This is a genomic window from Bacillus sp. 11C (genome assembly GCF_055486375.1).
Map to the genome: position 1 here is coordinate 1 of NZ_JBUPVZ010000015.1, position 17,332 is coordinate 17,332.

At 44.6% G+C, this 17,332-nt stretch carries 20 protein-coding genes; 10 read left to right on the forward strand and 10 right to left on the reverse strand.

Annotated elements, in window-relative coordinates:
* Window positions 1-114: 114 nt before the first annotated feature.
* Window positions 115-963: a D-amino-acid transaminase gene (gene dat / locus ACY3LV_RS17355; protein ID WP_464864231.1), complete on the reverse strand. Its 849-nt coding sequence runs from the start codon at window positions 961-963 to the stop codon at window positions 115-117.
* A gap of 283 nt (window positions 964-1,246) precedes the next feature.
* Between dat and ACY3LV_RS17360 the strand changes: the two genes are divergently transcribed.
* Window positions 1,247-2,095 carry a polysaccharide deacetylase family protein gene (locus ACY3LV_RS17360; protein WP_333562003.1) on the forward strand — a complete coding sequence of 283 codons (849 nt, stop codon included), beginning with the start codon at window positions 1,247-1,249 and terminating at the stop codon, window positions 2,093-2,095.
* Window positions 2,096-2,120: 25 nt separating this feature from the next.
* On the opposite strand, the gene ACY3LV_RS17365 is transcribed toward ACY3LV_RS17360, so the two are convergent.
* The 3 genes from ACY3LV_RS17365 to ACY3LV_RS17375 all read right to left on the reverse strand — a co-directional run bounded on the left by ACY3LV_RS17365 (window position 2,121) and on the right by ACY3LV_RS17375 (window position 4,311).
* On the reverse strand, window positions 2,121-2,864 hold the full coding sequence (locus tag ACY3LV_RS17365; RefSeq protein ID WP_148964125.1) for an NAD-dependent protein deacylase: 744 nt from the start codon (window positions 2,862-2,864) through the stop codon (window positions 2,121-2,123).
* A 73-nt stretch (window positions 2,865-2,937) separates the two neighbouring features.
* Window positions 2,938-4,053, reverse strand: coding sequence for a mechanosensitive ion channel family protein (locus tag ACY3LV_RS17370; protein WP_333518330.1), 1,116 nt, complete (start codon window positions 4,051-4,053; stop codon window positions 2,938-2,940).
* A 150-nt stretch (window positions 4,054-4,203) separates the two neighbouring features.
* The gene (locus tag ACY3LV_RS17375; protein WP_003224203.1) at window positions 4,204-4,311 is read right to left on the reverse strand and encodes a YhdX family protein; all 108 of its coding nucleotides are present in this window, start codon (window positions 4,309-4,311) and stop codon (window positions 4,204-4,206) included.
* A 233-nt stretch (window positions 4,312-4,544) separates the two neighbouring features.
* Between ACY3LV_RS17375 and ACY3LV_RS17380 the strand changes: the two genes are divergently transcribed.
* The 3 genes from ACY3LV_RS17380 to crcB are packed head-to-tail and all read left to right on the forward strand — an operon-like array spanning window position 4,545 to window position 6,011.
* Complete coding sequence (locus ACY3LV_RS17380; RefSeq protein ID WP_464864232.1) at window positions 4,545-5,276, forward strand: glycerophosphodiester phosphodiesterase; 732 nt, start codon at window positions 4,545-4,547, stop codon at window positions 5,274-5,276.
* A complete protein-coding gene (locus ACY3LV_RS17385; protein ID WP_464864233.1) occupies window positions 5,263-5,655 on the forward strand; it encodes a fluoride efflux transporter FluC in 393 nt (130 codons plus the stop codon). Before ACY3LV_RS17380 ends, ACY3LV_RS17385 begins: the two co-directional genes overlap by 14 nt.
* Window positions 5,655-6,011: a fluoride efflux transporter CrcB gene (gene crcB, locus ACY3LV_RS17390; RefSeq protein WP_464864260.1), complete on the forward strand. Its 357-nt coding sequence runs from the start codon at window positions 5,655-5,657 to the stop codon at window positions 6,009-6,011. The genes ACY3LV_RS17385 and crcB overlap by 1 nt, the downstream gene beginning before the upstream one ends.
* A gap of 13 nt (window positions 6,012-6,024) precedes the next feature.
* Here the strand turns inward: crcB and ACY3LV_RS17395 are convergent, their stop codons facing one another.
* Both ACY3LV_RS17395 and ACY3LV_RS17400 read right to left on the reverse strand, forming a co-directional pair.
* Window positions 6,025-7,407, reverse strand: a complete 1,383-nt coding sequence (locus ACY3LV_RS17395; RefSeq protein WP_333562006.1) for a hemolysin family protein — start codon at window positions 7,405-7,407, stop codon at window positions 6,025-6,027.
* A 247-nt stretch (window positions 7,408-7,654) separates the two neighbouring features.
* Entirely contained in the window at window positions 7,655-8,836 is a 1,182-nt protein-coding gene (locus ACY3LV_RS17400) for a pyridoxal phosphate-dependent aminotransferase (RefSeq protein ID WP_464864234.1), read from the reverse strand.
* A gap of 157 nt (window positions 8,837-8,993) precedes the next feature.
* Here ACY3LV_RS17400 and cueR point away from each other — a divergent pair, with 157 nt between their 5' ends.
* The 3 genes from cueR (at window position 8,994) to ACY3LV_RS17415 (ending at window position 11,862) form a co-directional block, all read left to right on the forward strand.
* Window positions 8,994-9,425 carry a Cu(I)-responsive transcriptional regulator gene (gene cueR, locus ACY3LV_RS17405; protein WP_148964340.1) on the forward strand — a complete coding sequence of 144 codons (432 nt, stop codon included), beginning with the start codon at window positions 8,994-8,996 and terminating at the stop codon, window positions 9,423-9,425.
* A 60-nt stretch (window positions 9,426-9,485) separates the two neighbouring features.
* Complete coding sequence (locus ACY3LV_RS17410; protein WP_148964119.1) at window positions 9,486-10,820, forward strand: hemolysin family protein; 1,335 nt, start codon at window positions 9,486-9,488, stop codon at window positions 10,818-10,820.
* A 142-nt stretch (window positions 10,821-10,962) separates the two neighbouring features.
* Window positions 10,963-11,862 (forward strand): NAD(P)-dependent oxidoreductase, encoded by a 900-nt coding sequence (locus tag ACY3LV_RS17415; RefSeq protein ID WP_333562008.1) that lies wholly within the window; start codon window positions 10,963-10,965, stop codon window positions 11,860-11,862.
* Between the two features lie 20 nt (window positions 11,863-11,882).
* Here ACY3LV_RS17415 and ACY3LV_RS17420 read toward each other — a convergent pair whose 3' ends face one another.
* The 3 genes from ACY3LV_RS17420 to ACY3LV_RS17430 all read right to left on the reverse strand — a co-directional run bounded on the left by ACY3LV_RS17420 (window position 11,883) and on the right by ACY3LV_RS17430 (window position 14,840).
* Window positions 11,883-13,010, reverse strand: coding sequence for an NAD(P)/FAD-dependent oxidoreductase (locus ACY3LV_RS17420; RefSeq protein ID WP_464864235.1), 1,128 nt, complete (start codon window positions 13,008-13,010; stop codon window positions 11,883-11,885).
* A 101-nt stretch (window positions 13,011-13,111) separates the two neighbouring features.
* Complete coding sequence (locus tag ACY3LV_RS17425; protein WP_148964116.1) at window positions 13,112-13,711, reverse strand: 1-acylglycerol-3-phosphate O-acyltransferase; 600 nt, start codon at window positions 13,709-13,711, stop codon at window positions 13,112-13,114.
* Window positions 13,712-13,844: 133 nt separating this feature from the next.
* Window positions 13,845-14,840, reverse strand: a complete 996-nt coding sequence (locus ACY3LV_RS17430) for an aldo/keto reductase (RefSeq protein WP_464864236.1) — start codon at window positions 14,838-14,840, stop codon at window positions 13,845-13,847.
* A 194-nt stretch (window positions 14,841-15,034) separates the two neighbouring features.
* Between ACY3LV_RS17430 and sigM the strand changes: the two genes are divergently transcribed.
* The 3 genes from sigM to ACY3LV_RS17445 are packed head-to-tail and all read left to right on the forward strand — an operon-like array spanning window position 15,035 to window position 16,870.
* Window positions 15,035-15,526 carry an RNA polymerase sigma factor SigM gene (gene sigM, locus ACY3LV_RS17435; protein WP_087991201.1) on the forward strand — a complete coding sequence of 164 codons (492 nt, stop codon included), beginning with the start codon at window positions 15,035-15,037 and terminating at the stop codon, window positions 15,524-15,526.
* A complete protein-coding gene (locus ACY3LV_RS17440; protein ID WP_148964114.1) occupies window positions 15,516-16,592 on the forward strand; it encodes an anti-sigma factor in 1,077 nt (358 codons plus the stop codon). The genes sigM and ACY3LV_RS17440 overlap by 11 nt, the downstream gene beginning before the upstream one ends.
* Window positions 16,580-16,870 carry an anti-sigma factor gene (locus ACY3LV_RS17445; protein WP_087991199.1) on the forward strand — a complete coding sequence of 97 codons (291 nt, stop codon included), beginning with the start codon at window positions 16,580-16,582 and terminating at the stop codon, window positions 16,868-16,870. The genes ACY3LV_RS17440 and ACY3LV_RS17445 overlap by 13 nt, the downstream gene beginning before the upstream one ends.
* 32 nt (window positions 16,871-16,902) lie before the next feature.
* Here ACY3LV_RS17445 and ACY3LV_RS17450 read toward each other — a convergent pair whose 3' ends face one another.
* Entirely contained in the window at window positions 16,903-17,331 is a 429-nt protein-coding gene (locus tag ACY3LV_RS17450) for a GNAT family N-acetyltransferase (RefSeq protein WP_087991198.1), read from the reverse strand.
* Between the last annotated feature and the right edge of the window lies 1 nt (window position 17,332).

Below are 17,332 nucleotides of genomic sequence, written 5' to 3' on the forward strand. Positions count from 1 at the left end.
ATTAGCTGAACAACTAAAGAAACAGCAGAAAACAAAAAAGCTTGTAGAAAAAACGTCGTTTTCTCTACAAGCTGAAGAGCTCCGCTTGCAAAGCGGGCTCTTTTTTATGCTTCATTACGAAATGCTTGCTGCCTGCTGAATGCTTTCTTGAAAAGCAGCCTGAAGCTGTTTTGTCACCGGTCCGGATTCGCCGTTTCCGATTGAGTCCCCATCGAGCGTCACGACCGGAATAATCTCTGCCGTCGTTGACGAGATAAAGATTTCCTCTGCCTGTCTCAGCTCTTCCTCACTGACAGGCTTCTCATCAAACTTGAGCCCGTTCTTTTCAATCAGCCCTAAAATATTCATCCGTGTAATGCCATTAAGAATGAGCCGGTTAGCCGGATGCGTTCGCACCGTCCCGTTGATAACGGCGTAAACGTTAGAGGATGTACCTTCCGTAACAACACCGTCTCTAATTAAAATGGCCTCAAAAGCTCCAGCTTCATAGGCCTTTTGCTTCGCCATGACATTATACAGTAAATTCAGACTTTTAATGTCACACCTCAGCCAGCGAAGATCCTCATCTGTAATGGCTGCCACTCCGTACGCCTGTTCTTGCTGCGGTTTTTTCACAGAAAATGTGTAAGCAGTCGTCTGCGGCTCAAGTCCAGCTTCGTACTGGTGCTTTCGCGGCGCCGCACCTCTTGTCGTCTGAATGTATACCGCTCCCTCACTGACCGCATTCTCCTGAACAAGCTTTTCCAGATCCCACTCGAGATCTTCTATACTGAACGGGAGTGAGATTCCGATTTCAGTCGCACTTCTGAAAAAACGCTCCGCATGCTCGCGCAAGCCGAACAATACCCCTTTGTACACCCTGATAACCTCATAAATACCGTCGCCAAACTGATAACCGCGATCTTCCAAATCGATTGATGCTTCGCTGCGTTCGATCAGCTGTCCGTTGACTAAAACCTTCATAATAGCCCTCCCTTTTCGAGATTTCCCTGAAGTTTTTCTAGCTGTCATTGTCACTTATTCTACCATATTGGATGAGCTGAAAAACAGAAAGAACAAGAGATCTATAGCGGGAAGGAGTTTATTTTTTCCTTAAAATCTGACATTTCGACATTTTTTCTATGTTCTTCCCATTTTTATTCCTGTATACTTGACTCGTAATACATAAGTTGTAAACTTATGCATCTTGATAAGCTGCCTGCTGTACAGCGTTATGTAGAGATTTTATGCCAATGGAGAGATTGTTATGCGACAAACGAGAGAAGACGCTTCTCCTTCTGCAGTTTCGCTTGCCTTTAAATTTGCAAGTTTAGCAGTTTTATGTGTGCTGCTTTTGATTATGGTGATGTTGGTTTATTCCAACAGCTCAACGAAAGCAAAGGAAGTCACTGTCACAACAAACGGCGAGCTTCGCAATGAGAAGGAAAGCCTGAAGCTGAAAAACGACTCCCCCGATCTGCTGATAAAACATCTGCAGACGAAACAGAACATGGGAGATAAGACGGTTTACCTAACCTTCGATGACGGCCCGTCAGCCTATACAAACCGCTTGCTCGACGTATTGAAGCGCACTGATGTAAAAGCGACATTTTTTATGCTGTCACCGCGGATGAATGAATTCAAACAAGCTGTAAAAAGATCAGAAAAGGAAGGCCATGCACTCGGTTTACACGGCGTCACCCATAATAATAAACTATTCTACCAAACACCGACATCCCCGTTAAAAGAAATGCGGGAGGCGCGTGACACGCTGCAAGACATTACAGGATATAAAACCGACCTTGTCAGAACGCCATATGGCAGCAAGCCGTCATTGACCTCCTCACAAATCCGCAATCTTGAGAAAAACGGTTTTGTGTACTGGGATTGGACCATCGACAGCATGGACTGGAAATACCGGAATTCAGCATATGTGACGTCCGTCTTACAGCAGCTTGAGAATATGGAACACAGCCGTTCAAGCCGGCCATATGTGATTCTCATGCATGATCTTCCGGCTACAGTGAACGCGCTGCCAGTATTAATCAATAAACTAAAAGAAAAAGGCTATTCCTTTGGAGTATTAGAGGACACAATGGTTCCTGTTCACGAATAAAAAAGTGAGGCGCATGAGTGCGGCCTCACTTTTTTATTCCCAAACTTCGGGCAAACTCTCCAATTTTTTGATGGATGACCATGTCAAACAAGCTGTCGCAATACGTCGGTTCTAGGTTAATGATGACTTTCTTCATGCCGGGAATCCGGCTTGCGTCCTCAGGCACAAATCTTGCCGGAGCGACTTCGAGAGATGTGCCTATGACCAATAAAAGATCTGCTTGATCCAGCTTTTCATAAAGGGTCTCAAAGTGCAAGACGGCATCGCCAAAGAGAACCACATCGGTTTTTAATACTGTTTTGCAAATGGCACCATCTTTTCCGGACGCCGTACACTCCGGCACCTCCCGCTCCAGCAAATGAGGGAGATCATATGGCGCTCCGCATGCCGGGCAGGCTGCTGTCCGGATAGACCCATGCAATTCGTACACATGTCTGCTCCCGGCTTTTTTATGAAGGCCGTCAATGTTTTGCGTAAAGATATCGACCTGCTTCCCTTGCTTCTCCAGCTCAGCCAAAAGCAAGTGCCCTTCATTCGGTTCAAAGCTGCCGCTCATTTTCATCTGGAACAATTCTTTGAATTTGGGCCAAAACTGACGCGGGTGGCTTAAAAAGTAATCAACACTCATCGCTTCCATTCTTGAGGCATCCTCCGTCCAGATGCCACCTGCCGAACGAAAGTCGGGAATTCCTGATTCTGTGCTCATTCCCGCTCCGGTCAGCACGACAATTCGCTGCGCTTCATTTAAAATGTTTTCGAATGTTTCCAACTTAACACCGCCTTTTTTCTCTTATTTTACCACGAAAAAGACTCCGCCTCTGTCAGACGAAGTCTTTCCCTTTTTAAGCCCGTTCCTTTTCCTCTTTACTTACATTCACTTGGAACGGATCGTTTTGGTGCTTTTGCTTCACAAAAACCATTTGGCCGGGATATGCAAACTCGACACCCTCTGCGGCAAGGATTTCAATGATTTTATAGTTGATATCCTCTCTAATATCGAGGTTTTCAGCCCAAACCGCTGTTTTTGTATAGAAGTTGAAAAATAAATTGTAATAGCTGTCGGCAAACGTATCAAAGTTGACCATGATCGTTTCATTATCAACGCCCTCGTGCTCTAAGAGCATTGTTCTGAGAGAACGAATAGAGCGGTCAAGATTCTCAACCGGCGTAGCGTAGGACACATGGATGGAAAACGTGATCTGGCGTTTGGTCATTCTTGTCCAGTTCGTGATCGCTTCCATCGACAGCGTAGAGTTCGGCACTGTTACAAGCGCCCCTTGTGCGGTTCTGAACCTCGTACTTCGGAAGGTAATATCCTCTACTGAGCCCGTTACCGTCGACGTCTCCACCCAGTCACCGATGGTAAACGGCTTTTCTGTAATAATAATGATTCCGCCGAAGAAGTTGCTGATGGTATCCTTCGCTGCAAGCGCAAAAGCGAGTCCCCCAAGACCTAAGCCCGCCACGAATCCATTGACATCATAATTGAATTCCTGAGCGATCACACTGACACTGAGCGCAATGATGACAAAACGAAGCAATTTGGATAAAAACGGTGCCAGAATGTCATCCATCTCCAGCTCAAAGCGCTGATTCACCTTATGGAAGATAAACGAAGACGCTGCGGTCAAATTACAAAGCCCCCAGCACAAAAGCGCCACAATCAGCGAGCGGTATATGTTGCTGATGACAGGCATTTGTTCGTCTAAAAACGGTGAATACCGGATCGCTAAAAACAGCCCTAAAGCAACAAAAAACCATCTGGCCGGTTTTTCAAACGCCACAACTACCTGTTTGAAAATTTCTGTTTTCCGCCGATTCGTGAGATTAAAAAGCAACTGAAAGAAATATCTTGTAAACAGTTTTCTGAGTATAAGAAACACCAGCAAAATCGCCAAGCTGATGCCGATTTGTATCATTTTATCAAGTGTGAAGTATTGTTGCAGATAATCTAGCATGACAGTCTCCCTTCTATTTAAATCAAATGTTTATTATACTAAAAGATTCGTAAAGATGCTCATCTAAATGTCTTATTTCAGCACAAAACCCCGGCGGAACGCCGGGGCCATTTCTCAATTCATCTATTCAGCCAGATTCAACAGGAACAGTCACTTACTTTTTTTCGTTTGTGTCTGATCTAGGAGAGTTGCTTTTTGCATTTCAGCATCCGTTTCGGCTTTAATTCTTTCCTCCACTCTGATTCTCCCTTTTCCCATGATCTCGCCTCCTTTTTTGCTATTATAAAGTAGCAGAATATTTCGCGAATGTGTCGAAAGGCCCAATTTCCTGACGAAATATGTTCTGATGCGTTAAGTGTCTTTTTTTAGTTATACGCGGTTCTCCGCCTGGACCATTCCAATATGGCAGAAAAAATTCACCAGTTTGTATCGCCGTGCATATATGGATTTGATACAATAACAGAAATGCCCATATGAGGAGCTGACTTAGCTTGTACACCATTGCCCATCGCGGAGCATCAGGTTACGCTCCGGAAAATACGTTTGCCGCATTTGACCTTGCGGCGGAAACGAATGCAGATATGATCGAACTGGATGTCCAGCTTACAAGAGACAGGCAGATTGTTGTGATACACGATGACAGAGTTGACCGAACAACAAACGGATCGGGTTTTGTTAAAGATTTTACATTGGAGGAATTGCAGAAACTCGATGCAGGAAGCTGGTACGGCCCTGCTTTTCAGGGAGAGCGGATTCCAACCTTGGAAGAGGTGCTCAAGCGCTACCACAAAAAAATCGGCCTATTAATTGAATTAAAAGGCCATCCATCTCAAATCGGAATTGAAGAAGAGGTGGGGCAGCTGTTAGGGCAATTTTCTTTTTCTATCAACAATATTATCCAATCCTTTCAGTTCCGCTCCGTCCAGAGGTTCCGCGAGCTTTATCCGTCGTTTCCGACAGCGGTCATTATAAGACCCAATTTTGGCTTGCTGTCCAGGCAGCAGCTGAAGACCTGTCAATCTCTCGCAAACTATGTCAATATAAAATACACCCGTCTCAACCGGCTGATGATCGCTTCCGCCCATAAAAATGGCTTAAAAGTGTTTGCATGGACTGTCAATAATCAGAATACAGCAGCAAAATTACAAGCAATAGGTGTAGACGGCATCGTAACAGACTACCCGGATTTCATTAAAAAGGATGGCAAAAATGAAAATATATAGCGCGATTTTTATCGGAGGCGCGCTAGGCGCCTGCCTCCGGTACGGATTAAACATGTGGTTACACTCCAATCAGTTCCCGGCTGCAACCTTGCTTGAAAACGCAGCTGGGAGCCTTTTATTAGGCAGTCTGACCGGCTTTTTTATGATCAAGGCAAAACGGCCTCTGCTGTCGGCTTTTTTTGGTACCGGCTTTTGCGGCGGCTTTACAACAATGTCCACGTTTTCTAAAGAAACGGTGATGCTTTTGCAAGCACAACCCTCATTAGCTGTTTTATATATGGCACTCTCATTGATATCAGGAATCGTTCTTGCGCTGATTGGCGTACTGGCGGGCCGTGGCGTAGCGGGCATTCAACAAACAAAGGAGCTGCAGGAATGATGACACTAGCGGGTATCTTTATAGCGGGCGGCCTTGGCGCGATGCTGCGCTTTTGGCTTGGCAATGTCATCACCGCCAAAACCAAAAGTCCCAGCCTGCCCATTGGCATATTAACAGTCAATATACTTGGGGCTCTCGGGCTTGGATTGTTTACAGGGCTCCACGTCACAAATGCTTCGGCCTCCCTCATCATCGGCACGGGATTTTTTGGCGCCTTTACGACCTTTTCCACTTTCAGCGTTGAAAGTGTTCAGCTCCTGCTGGCCAAACGCGTTATGGAAAGCATTCTGTACATCACCCTAACGCTTTGCGGGTCGCTTTTGGCGTTTTGGTGCGGCTGGACAATTGCAACGTAAAAAAACCTTGAGCTTATTTCTCGCTCAAGGTTGCATTGTTCAGCATCACAGGATCGGGCATCGGCAGCGTGTGGTGCGCGGTAACCCCGGTTGTGCTTGCTTCTTCTTTTATCTCGATTTGCTTGATTAATCGGCCGTCCATCTTCAGCACCTTTATCGTATATGAACCGATGCGGATGGATTCACCAGCCTCAACATCGATGTTTTCTTTTAATATCAGCCCGCCGATCGTATCGACGTCTTCTTGAATCGAAGCATCAAGAAGGCTGTTCACCTGATCGATCCGAACCTTTCCATCCATGACATAATGGCGGTCGCCAAGATGTTGGATCAGCGGCTGTTCATCCTCATCAAATTCATCTCTGATCTCGCCGACAATTTCCTCAAGAATATCCTCTGTCGTCACAAGTCCCGAGGTTCCTCCGTATTCATCGGACAATATGGCCATATGAATGCGTTCGCGCTGCATTTTAATCAGCAAGTCATGAACCGGGATGGTTTCAATCACTTCGATTACCGGCCGCACATACGGATGGATCGTCATCTTCATTCGTTCCTCTTCTGTCATAAACAACAAATCAGAAAACAAATGCTTCGTATTGACCAAACCGATGACACTGTCTTTGTCCCCGTCTGTCACAGGCCAGCGTGTGTATTTATCCTTCAGCATGACTTCAAGCATCTCGGCGATCGTCATCTCTGTTGACACAGCGGCCATTTCCTTCCGCGGTATCATAATTTCTTTGGCGATCCGATTATCAAATTCAAAAATCTTATTTACATATTTATATTCAGACGGATTAATCTCTCCGTTTTTTAAACTCTCAGACAACAGCATTCTGAGTTCTTCCTCAGAATGGGAACCATCATGTTCTGACGCAGGCTTTAAACCGAACAAGCCGCATAAAAGCCGCGCAGATCCATTGAGGATCCAAATAAACGGAAACAGGAGCAAATAGAATAAACGCAATGGACCCGCTATCAGCAAGGTCAGCTGTTCTGCCTTTTGGATCGCGACCGTTTTCGGGGCCAGTTCACCTACTACAACGTGCAGAAACGTGATCAAACCGTACGCGACCGCAAAAGAGATCGCATGAGAAACCGATTCCGGCAGGCCGAGCGGTTCAAACAATGGATGCAGCAGCCGCTCAAATGCCGGCTCCCCCAGTACACCGAGCCCGATTGATGTCAATGTAATGCCCAGCTGGGATGCAGATAAATATTCATCCAAATCTGTAATGACACGCTTTGCGAGTATCGCCCGTTTGTTTCCTTCCGTTATAAGCTGATCAATTTTGGATCTCCTTACTCTAACAATCGCAAACTCGCTCGCAACGAAAAACGCGGTTAAAGCAATGAGCACACCAATTAAAATCAGACTGTCAATATCGTCCATTTAACCTTATCCTCTCATACAAGGATAAGGAGTCACCTCCTGATATAATCATTTTTCCTTAACATTGAGGTACGCGGTGTATTGTTGCCTAAGCAGAGGGCCCCATCATACCACCTCCAAGTCAAAGTTTGATTATAAATTGTATATTTTATTGTAACACAACTCATTCCAAAAATGATTTTTAATTTTTAGACTATTATTGCAGAGCAGGCTTTAATCACAGGCACAGCGTTCAAAGCCGTTTTCGTTAAGCAAAATCTTTATATAAAGATACGAAAATATCCCGTGAATTTTTAATCTGCTCTATCGGCACACTGAAGGATAAACGGAAGTGCCCTTTCATTCCAAAACCGCTGCTCGGCACGATTAATAGTTTGTATTTTTGAGCGGCATGCACGCAAAAGGCGACTTCATCTTCTATTGGCGATTTCGGAAATACGAAAAAACCGCCTTTTGGCATTTCAAATTCAAAACCGGCTTCCTTTAAAATGCCGACCATTAAATCCCTGCGCTCTTTATAAGCGCTTGCGTCGACTCTTACATCATCCATTCTTGCCACAGCGCGCTGCATCATAACAGGCGCATTCACAAACCCAAGCGTTCGATTACAATACACAAAAGCATTGATCAAAAGGCCTGAATCAGGCATCCGGCTGTCCAAACCGATATATCCGAGCCGCTCCCCCGCTATGCCGAGATCCTTACTGAATGAGCTCGCCAAAATCACACGGTGATACGATTGAAACGGATTTGCCAGCTCTTCATCATAGATTAATTGACTGTAGGGTTCATCAAACAGCACATAAATGGTCTGGCCGTTCTTCTCTTCTACTTCTTTTAATAAAGCGCCTAAATCATCTATATTTTTCTGGCTGAGAACAGTGCCTGTCGGGTTATGAGGCGTGTTGAGAATCAGCCCTTTCGTCTTTGGCGTGATGGACTGCCTTACTGCTTCAATATCAATCTCAAATCGAGGCGTCAATGGGCAGCTGACAGCCTTTCCCCCATAGTTCTCAATATACAATTTATACTCGGCAAAATAAGGTGCGAGAATAATGACCTCTTCCCCCGGATTCACAATGCTTTTTAACGCGACATTCAATGCGCCGCCCGCGCCCACCGTCATGACGACTCGTTCCGCCGAGAACTCCGCTTCAAAACGGGACCCCAGAAATTGCGCGACCTTCTCTCTCGCTGCCGGAAGCCCTTGGTTTTGTATGTATCCATGATTGCCTTTTTCAGCTTCTTCTATTAATGCTCTCTTAAAAGCTTCAGGCGGTTCAACAATCGGGTTGCCAAGCGAAAAATCAAATACCTGGTCATCCCCGAACTCTTTCTTCAGCCTTGCGCCTTCATCAAACAGCTTGCGAATCCATGACCCTTTATGTAAGTTTTCTTCAACTTCCCGGGATAACCCAGCCAATTTCATCTGTCCCTTCCGTATAAAATATTTCGAAAATTGTTTCTTTCCATGTTACTTTAATCAGATGATGAATTCCACAACTTCCAGTACCTATCTGGGAAAAAACAATAAACTTGTGCAAGACACCCTTCATATATTAAACTATTCTCATAACTATAACGTGATGGTTGGGAGGGATATAGATGGGGCTGAGACTTATCGCATCAGTGAACTAGCAAAACTTGCCGGAGTAACGAAACGAACAGTTGATTATTATACGAATATCGGTCTGCTTACGCCGGCCAGATCCTGTTCAAATTACCGTTACTACGATGAAAATGCACTTAAACGACTCATATTTATTGTAGATTGCAAGAAGCAGCGATTGGCCCTGTCCGATATTAAAGATCGACTGGAGAACCAGTTTCCCTCTTCAGCTAAACTTGATGATGAAATTGGTAAACTGGCATTAGAAATTGATCATATGAATCACAATATCTCCGGAATCTTGCATCGGTTTGAACGGCTGAAGCCCGAGGATCGTGACAAGCTGAAAAACAAGCTCCCACCCGAAAAGCTCGCCGTGTTCCAATCATTTATGCTGCTGTTAAGTTAAAACCATTTTATCTAACAGGAGGTGTTACCTTCATTCTCAATTCTAGAGTGAAGGTTCTAATTGGACATAGTGAATTTGATTTTAGTTGCTGTTTTAATCGCCCTGACGGCATTTTTCGTGGCCTCTGAGTTTGCCATTATCAGAATCAGAGGCTCACGAATTGATCAGCTGATCGCGGAAGGAAATAAAGCAGCAATAGCCGCAAAAAAAGTGACTACGCATCTTGATGAATATTTATCTGCGTGTCAGCTCGGAATTACATTGACTTCCATTGGATTAGGGGTTTTAGGCGAGTCCACAATTGAAAGGATGCTTCACCCGCTTTTCATACAATTGAATGTGCCAGGTTCCCTTTCACATGTCATATCGTTTATTTTTGCGTATGCCATTATCACGTTCCTGCACGTTGTTGTCGGAGAACTTGCGCCTAAGACAGTCGCCATCCAAAAGGCGGAAGCAGTGTCTATGCTGTTTGCGAAACCGCTGATTTGGTTTTACCGCATCATGTTCCCGTTCATTTGGCTTTTGAACAATTCCGCACGGTTATTGACAAAAGCATTTGGCCTGGAGACCGTTTCAGAAAACGAACTGGCTCACTCTGAAGAAGAGTTGCGAATCATTCTGTCTGAAAGCTATAAAAGCGGTGAAATTAACCAGTCAGAGTTTAAATATGTGAATAAAATCTTTGAATTTGACGACAGGCTCGCGAAAGAAATTATGATTCCGCGGACTGAAATTGTCAGCCTTCCGCATGATATCAAGATTTCTGAAATGATGGACATCATTCAGATCGAAAAATATACCCGCTATCCTGTAGAAGAGGGCGATAAAGATAACATTATCGGGGTTATTAATATTAAAGAAGTGCTGACCGCCTGCATCAGCGGCGAGGTATCTGTTGATTCCACCATTTCTCAATTCGTCAACCCGATCATTCATGTCATTGAATCCGCGCCGATCCAAGATCTGCTTGTCAAAATGCAAAAAGACAGAGTCCACATGGCCATCCTGTCTGATGAATACGGCGGTACGGCCGGGCTTGTGACGGTTGAAGACATCATCGAAGAAATTGTCGGCGAAATCCGCGATGAATTTGATATTGATGAAATTAACGAAATCCGCAAAATCGGCGAAGGCCATTATATTCTTGACGGAAAAGTGTTAATCGACCAAGTAAACGACCTGTTCGGCATTCATTTAGAGAACGAAGAAGTCGATACGATCGGCGGCTGGTTCCTTACCCAAAAATACGATGTTGAAAAAGATGATTCTATCATCGAAGAAGGCTGCGAATTTATCATTAACGAAATCGACGGCCACCACGTCGCTTATATTGAAGTCAAAAAACTTGCGGCAGAAGAGCTGGTTGAAGCTGGAGAACCGAAAGAAGCATAATATAAAAAGACACCTTTTATTGAGGTGTCTTTTTTATTATGTTTTGTTTCTAACCTCCCTATTCTTTTATAAAAACTGAATCCTCGGGAATTCTAATCAGGGGACTGGATCTCATTTAAAAACAAGAAAAAGGAGTGAAACGATGAAAGTAGTGGTAACTGGAGCAGCAGGTAAAATAGGACGGTGGGCCGTAAGAACAATATTGGAGGCCGGCCACGATGTAACAGCGTCAGATAGAGTATTAACAGAGGAATCAGCATCAAAAACATTTGTCCAAGCCGATTTGCGGGATTACGGCCAAGTATGCCAGCTTATTATGGGCTGTGACGCTGTGGTCCATCTTGGGAATATTCCGACCGATGTCAGAAATCCCTCTCAGGCGATATTTGAAAATAATATGCTTGTCAACTTCAATATTTTGGAGGCTTGTAAAGATTTTAAAGTGCGTAAGCTTGTATGGGCTTCGAGCGAGACGGTGCTGGGATATCCGTTTGTGCCGAAAGAGCTCAGCTACCTTCCTGTAGACGAAGAGCATCCGACAATCGTAAAATCGTCTTATGCAATGGCAAAGCGTCTGACCGAGATCCTTTCAGATATGTTTTCAAAGCTGATGAATACACAAATTGTCACCCTCCGCTTTGCAAATATATATGAACCTGATGAGTATGAAAAAATTCCAGGCATGCATTGGAACGAAAAGCAAAAGGATATCCAAAAGAAAAATGCATGGGCGTATTGCGATGTGAGAGACGCTGCGCACGCTTGCCTGCTTGCAATCGAAAAAAACAATATCGGCAATGAGGTCTTCCACATTACGGCGCCGGATACCATCATGAAAGAACCGAGTGAAGACTTGGTAAAACGATTTTTCCCAGAAGTCTCTTTAAAGCGGGATATAAAAGGATATGAAACACTGATGGCGATCGATAAAGCGAAAAAGACCCTTGGTTATGAACCCCGTTATACATGGCGTTCTGTATTAAACAATGACGGCTCACTCAAAGCACTGCCAGAGGACCAGCTTTCATTATCCAAAATATAAAACAAAAAAGCAGCGGATGTTCATTGAACTTCTGCTGCATTTTTTATATCATATTCTTCTAAATCGATGTCTACGTCCATTTTAAGAGCCAGCTTCGCCAGCTGTTTCCCCATATAAGGTCCCATTGTCAAACCGGACGATCCAAGGCCATTTGCCGCTATGATCCCGTCCCAGCCGGGAAGAGGTCCGATCACCGGCACATCGTTCGGTGTAATCGGTCGTAAACCGACTCTTGCTTCTTGAAAGGTGCTGTTTGCTAAACCAGGAGCCATTTCCAATCCTTTGTTCAACAATTCCTGCAGCCCGCCTGCCGTGATCCGCTCATCACGACCTTCTATATCATCTTCACGAGTCGCTCCGATGGCCATTCTCTTGTCAGCATAAGCTAACAGATATTCCTTAGAAGGCGGCATGATAGCAGGCCAGCTGTCCATATGGTTTGCGTCAGGAACCTGTACATATATGATCTGCGCTTTTTGCACGCTTACTTTGAAGCGAATGCCTAAAGGCGCCAGCAATTGGCCTGCCCATACACCGGCACAAACAATCACCTTGTCAGCAGAATAACATTCATCACCGACGGTTACGCCTGTCACTCGTTTCGAATGATATTGAAGCTTGGCATCGCCTGTTAAATAAACGGCGCCCATTCTTTGAGCAGCACGCAATAATGCATCTCTCAGCATCTCGCCATCCACTCGGGCGGCTCCGCTTATATGAATTGAATGGTACCGTTTAGCCAGCAATGGAAACATGCCGGCGGTTTTGAATTCAGATAGAAAAGAAATGTCTCCGATTTCCGGGGCGTCTTGTTTGCGTTCTTGCACCCGTTTTTCAATCTTTTCAATCTTTTCTTTCTCGTGATGAATACTAAGAGCACCAACCGGAGCATAACCCGTTTCTATCTCGCCTGCTTTTCTAAGCTCCTCTATGAAACAGGGGTAAAAGTGCGCTCCTGCCTTTGCCAGTTTATACCACGCCTGATTCCGCCTCGGTGACAGCCATGGACAAATAATGCCTTTCGCTGCATGGGTGGCCTGTCCCTTATCTTTCCGATCTATGACAAGAACCTCAGCCCCCATTTTGGCTAACTGATACGCTGTTGACGCTCCTAGAATTCCAGCCCCTACTACGATAATTTTCATCATTTTCCGTAACCTTTCCCAATAATTAGTTCCTTATATAGTATAGCTAATTGCCAAGGAACTTATAAACAATCGGGAAATCGGTGAGGGCGGGCACTGGTGGATTATAGCTGTTCCAGCTTGTTTTCAAGCTCTTTAATACTGTTATTTAAAGCCTCTGTCATGGCTGCAAGTCTTTCTTTTGACGGCAGGTGGGCAAAATCAGCCTGCTGAAGCGGCTCACCGATAATGAGCTTCATTTTTCCTTTTTTGAATAATCCCTTTCCGCTTGAAGGCCCTTTATATGCAGCGGGAACGAGCGGCGCTTTCCCCATTTGCGCAATTGTCACGGCTCCTCTTTTTAAAGGCACGTCCTCAGAGGTCCTTGTTCCGCTCGGGAAGATACCGACGATCTCTCCTTCTTTCAACAGCTTAATAGGGGTTTTAATACTGCTTGGTCCGGGATTTTCACGATCTACCGGAAAGGCATTAATGTTCTTCAAGAACGAACCGATCCATTTATTTTGAAAAAGCTCTTTTTTCGCCATGTAGTGTATTTGATAAGGAAGAATCCCGACTCCGAGTGTGATCACATCAACCCAGCCGGAGTGTGTACACGCGATGACAAAACCTGAATCGGCCGGAAGGTTTTCTTTGTTATACACCTTCACTCCTCCGCGAAGAGAAAGAATAACTTTTAAAGCATTTGCACAAAACTTATACATATCGCACTTCCTTTGTCGTAATCAATGATTCTTTCTGCTATCTATTATAACAATATTTTTTATTACCTGGTACTAATTTTTAAGATTTCTCTGGTTAAAACGCCAAAAAGCTGAGGATCGCCCTCAGCTTTTGTTAGATTTCCTCTCTGGTCGGGGGTGCCATAAACTCGGGCCCGACCGGGGCTGAAATCGTATTTTCCAATATCGTATTGATGTCTTTATGATCTTCACTGCTCAGCTTCCAGCCTGTAATCTCCGATACCGCATCAACCTGCTCAGGCTTTCTCGCCCCCCAAAGAGCGATATCCGCTCCCGGCTGATCTAAGATCCATCTGACGGCCAAGTGAATCACTGATTTTCCATAACGTGTCTTCGCCAGCTCATCCAACTGATGAACAGCAGAAAGATACTCTTTAAAACGGGGCTGCTGGAATTTTGGATCATGATTTCGCAGATCGTCGCCCTCAAACGTGTACTCTTCGGTCATTTTACCTGTTAGCAGCCCTCTGCATAAACTGCCGTATAATAACGTTGTGATCTGTTTGTCTTTCGCATATGGAAGAACATTCTCTTCAATTTCTCTTTCAAACAGATTATATGGAGGCTGAATCGTTTGAAGCGGTGCAATGGCGCGAAATGTATCCATTTGTTCAACTGAAAAGTTACTGACGCCAATCGCCCGGATTTTGCCGGCATCATATAATTCCTTCATGACTTCCGCCGTTTCTTCAATTGGCACAAGCGGATCGGGCCAATGCACCTGATAAAGATCAATATAATCCGTTTGAAGCCGTTTCAAAGAAGCCTCGACTTCCTCTATGATTCTCGCTCTGTTCGCATGGCGGAAGAGCTGGTTGTTCTTCCAGTCCAGAGCCGTTTTCGTTGCGAGAATCACCTGATCTCTTTTGCCGTGCTCCTTGATCGCCTTCCCTACAGTTTCCTCGGACTGCCCGAAGCCGTAGGCCGGAGCGGTGTCAATCAGTGTGATCCCCTGATCAAGAGCGGAGCGGATGGTTTTGATTGATTGTTTTTCGCCAGTGCCTCCCCACATGGTTCCGCCAATCGCCCATGTGCCTAGGCCGATTCTGGAGGCTTTTATTCTGGTGTCTGCTATACTGGTATATTCCATTGTGCCACTCCTTCTTTTTTCACTCTCTTTTCCCCACTGGAAAACATGTTAAACATTTCTCGGTACTATCTTTCGCGGCCATTTTTAGGTACTATATAGGAATGGTGTTTGATGAGGTATAAAAAGCCGTTTGCATGTAATGTGCAACTTTAAACCTTTCTTATGCGTGTATAACATAGAGGGGAGAAAAGGCAGTGACGATCGATGAAATTTATCAAATGTACATGAATGATGTTTACAGGTTCCTGCTCTCCATGACAAAAGACAAGCATCTTGCCGAGGACTTGCTGCAGGAAACCTTTATGCGGGCATACATACACATTCACTCCTATGATCACAGCAAAGTAAAGCCCTGGCTTTTTCAAGTGGCGCGAAACGCCTTCATTGATTACGTCAGAAAGCATAAGAAAGAAGTAACCATTTCTGATGACTTAATCGGAAGCCTCTTTCAAAGTGCTGTTCAGAGCCCTGCCCATCAGGTAGAGATAAAGGAAGTGCTGACTGGTTATATGTCCGAGCTCCCCGATAATTATCGGGAGGCCTTAACGCTATATTATTTAAAAGAGCTAAATTACAAAGAAGCATCCCATATTATGAATATTTCAGAGGCGAATTTTAAAAGTGTTTTATTTCGCGCCAGACAGCGGCTGAAAGCACTTTATAATAGAGGTGTTAATGATGAATGAAGAATTTAAAAAGCGTTTTGATCAATATAAAAATGGGGAAATGAGCGACCGGGAAATGACCGCATTTGAGGAAGAACTAGAGAAGCTCGAAGTGTATCAGGAACTGATTGATAGCGAGCTAGAGGACGATAACGATTGGGATGTCAGTATCAGTCCAGAAAAACAAAAAGCGATTTTAGCCTATGGGAAACGCAAGTCTTATTTACGAATTTCTGTCCTTGCCGTTATTTCGACCTTGATGATTTTGCCGCTTTGTACGCTGGGAAGCTACCTCTATTACGGAATGGGAGGAAAACAAAGCACCGGCAATGAGTTTATGGAAACCGCCGCAGTCACTGTAGCCCTGACCATGCCAAATGTTCTTGTCGATACATCCGGACTGAAAAGCCAAGTGAAGCTGTTTGGCATGAATACCGAATTCCCGCTGCAAAAGCAGATCGGTACGAAGACAGTCGCAGTGGGGAATGAACGAGTTGAAATGTTTTATAATAAAGTGAAAGCGCCTGTCGTTAACTACTATGATTTAGAAGTGCATAAAACCGGCCATTACTTTACACACCCATCAAATGAGTCTGAACAATCCACTGCAAAAGCTGACCAAACGTTAAAGACATTGCCCGAAGGAACGGTTTCCGAGGTCTACCTTTCATATGACCGTGCATACCCGACAAAAGAAATATATAACAAGTTCAAAGGGTATGATGTGAGCTTTTTGTGGAATGCAATTGAAACAGAGAACAACAACAATGAGAAAGTATACGCAGAGCCGCTTGGCTATCCAGGGAAAGATTCAAAGTTCTTGGCTGCGCTTAATACAAAAGGCAAGTCAAATGGCGATCAGTTTATCAACGCCTTGACATTCATGTCCAAGCACGAAAAATGGGCGCAGGTTATTTCAAAACGAAAAGATCTGAATGTGGTTAAACGATTGGATTATGTAGAGAAAAACGGTGTCAATGTATACGGTTCGGTCGTTACAGGCCCAACCAAAGAAATCCAGCGGATGCTGAAGAACAAATCTGTAAAATCAGCGAATGTCGGCGAGGTGGAATTATGGAACTGGTAAGAATTTTTAAAGAACACAATGTATTCGGCTGGATTTCAGTCGGGACAGCAATTCTGTCCCTGCTCTTGCTGAATTTGGCGATTATCAGCAATGTCACAATTTATTCCTATCAAATGCTTCCGTTCGCCATGGCCGCCGTTCCGTTTGGCATAATTGAACTCTTCATCAAGAGAGGGCGCACCGGACCAGGCCTGCTCGGCGTCATCCTGAATCTCTTTGTGATTATTTGTGTGTATACCATTGTATCTGTAGATACTAATTTACAGTTTGGCTTTTAAAAGAAAGACGCCTGAAGAGGCGTCTTTTTTGATTACAGCGGCTTTCTAAACAAGTAGCTTTCTATCGTAAAACCCATTTTGTCTATATAAAATCGGTGTGCGTCTTTACGCTGAAGGCCAGATGAAAGACTGACAAAGCCAAGTCCGGCTTTTCTTGCCCAGTCTGCGGCATAATCCAAAAGTAATTTGCCGTATCCCTTTGATCGGCAAGGCGCGGTTGTCACAAGATCCGCAATCCATAAATGCTCTCCCTTGTGAATGGAAACCCTCGGCAGCGCGCCGCACAGCGCCCTGATTGCCGTATCCTCATATAAGGCAAACAGCATATACGATTCTTGCTGCACACAGGCGTCAAGCCTTTGTAAATACGTTTCTTCATCCAGTTCTGTTCTCAATTCACTCATAACCGGATACGATTCAGCCCATTCTTCTTTCGTGGTTAACTGTTTCATATGAATCATC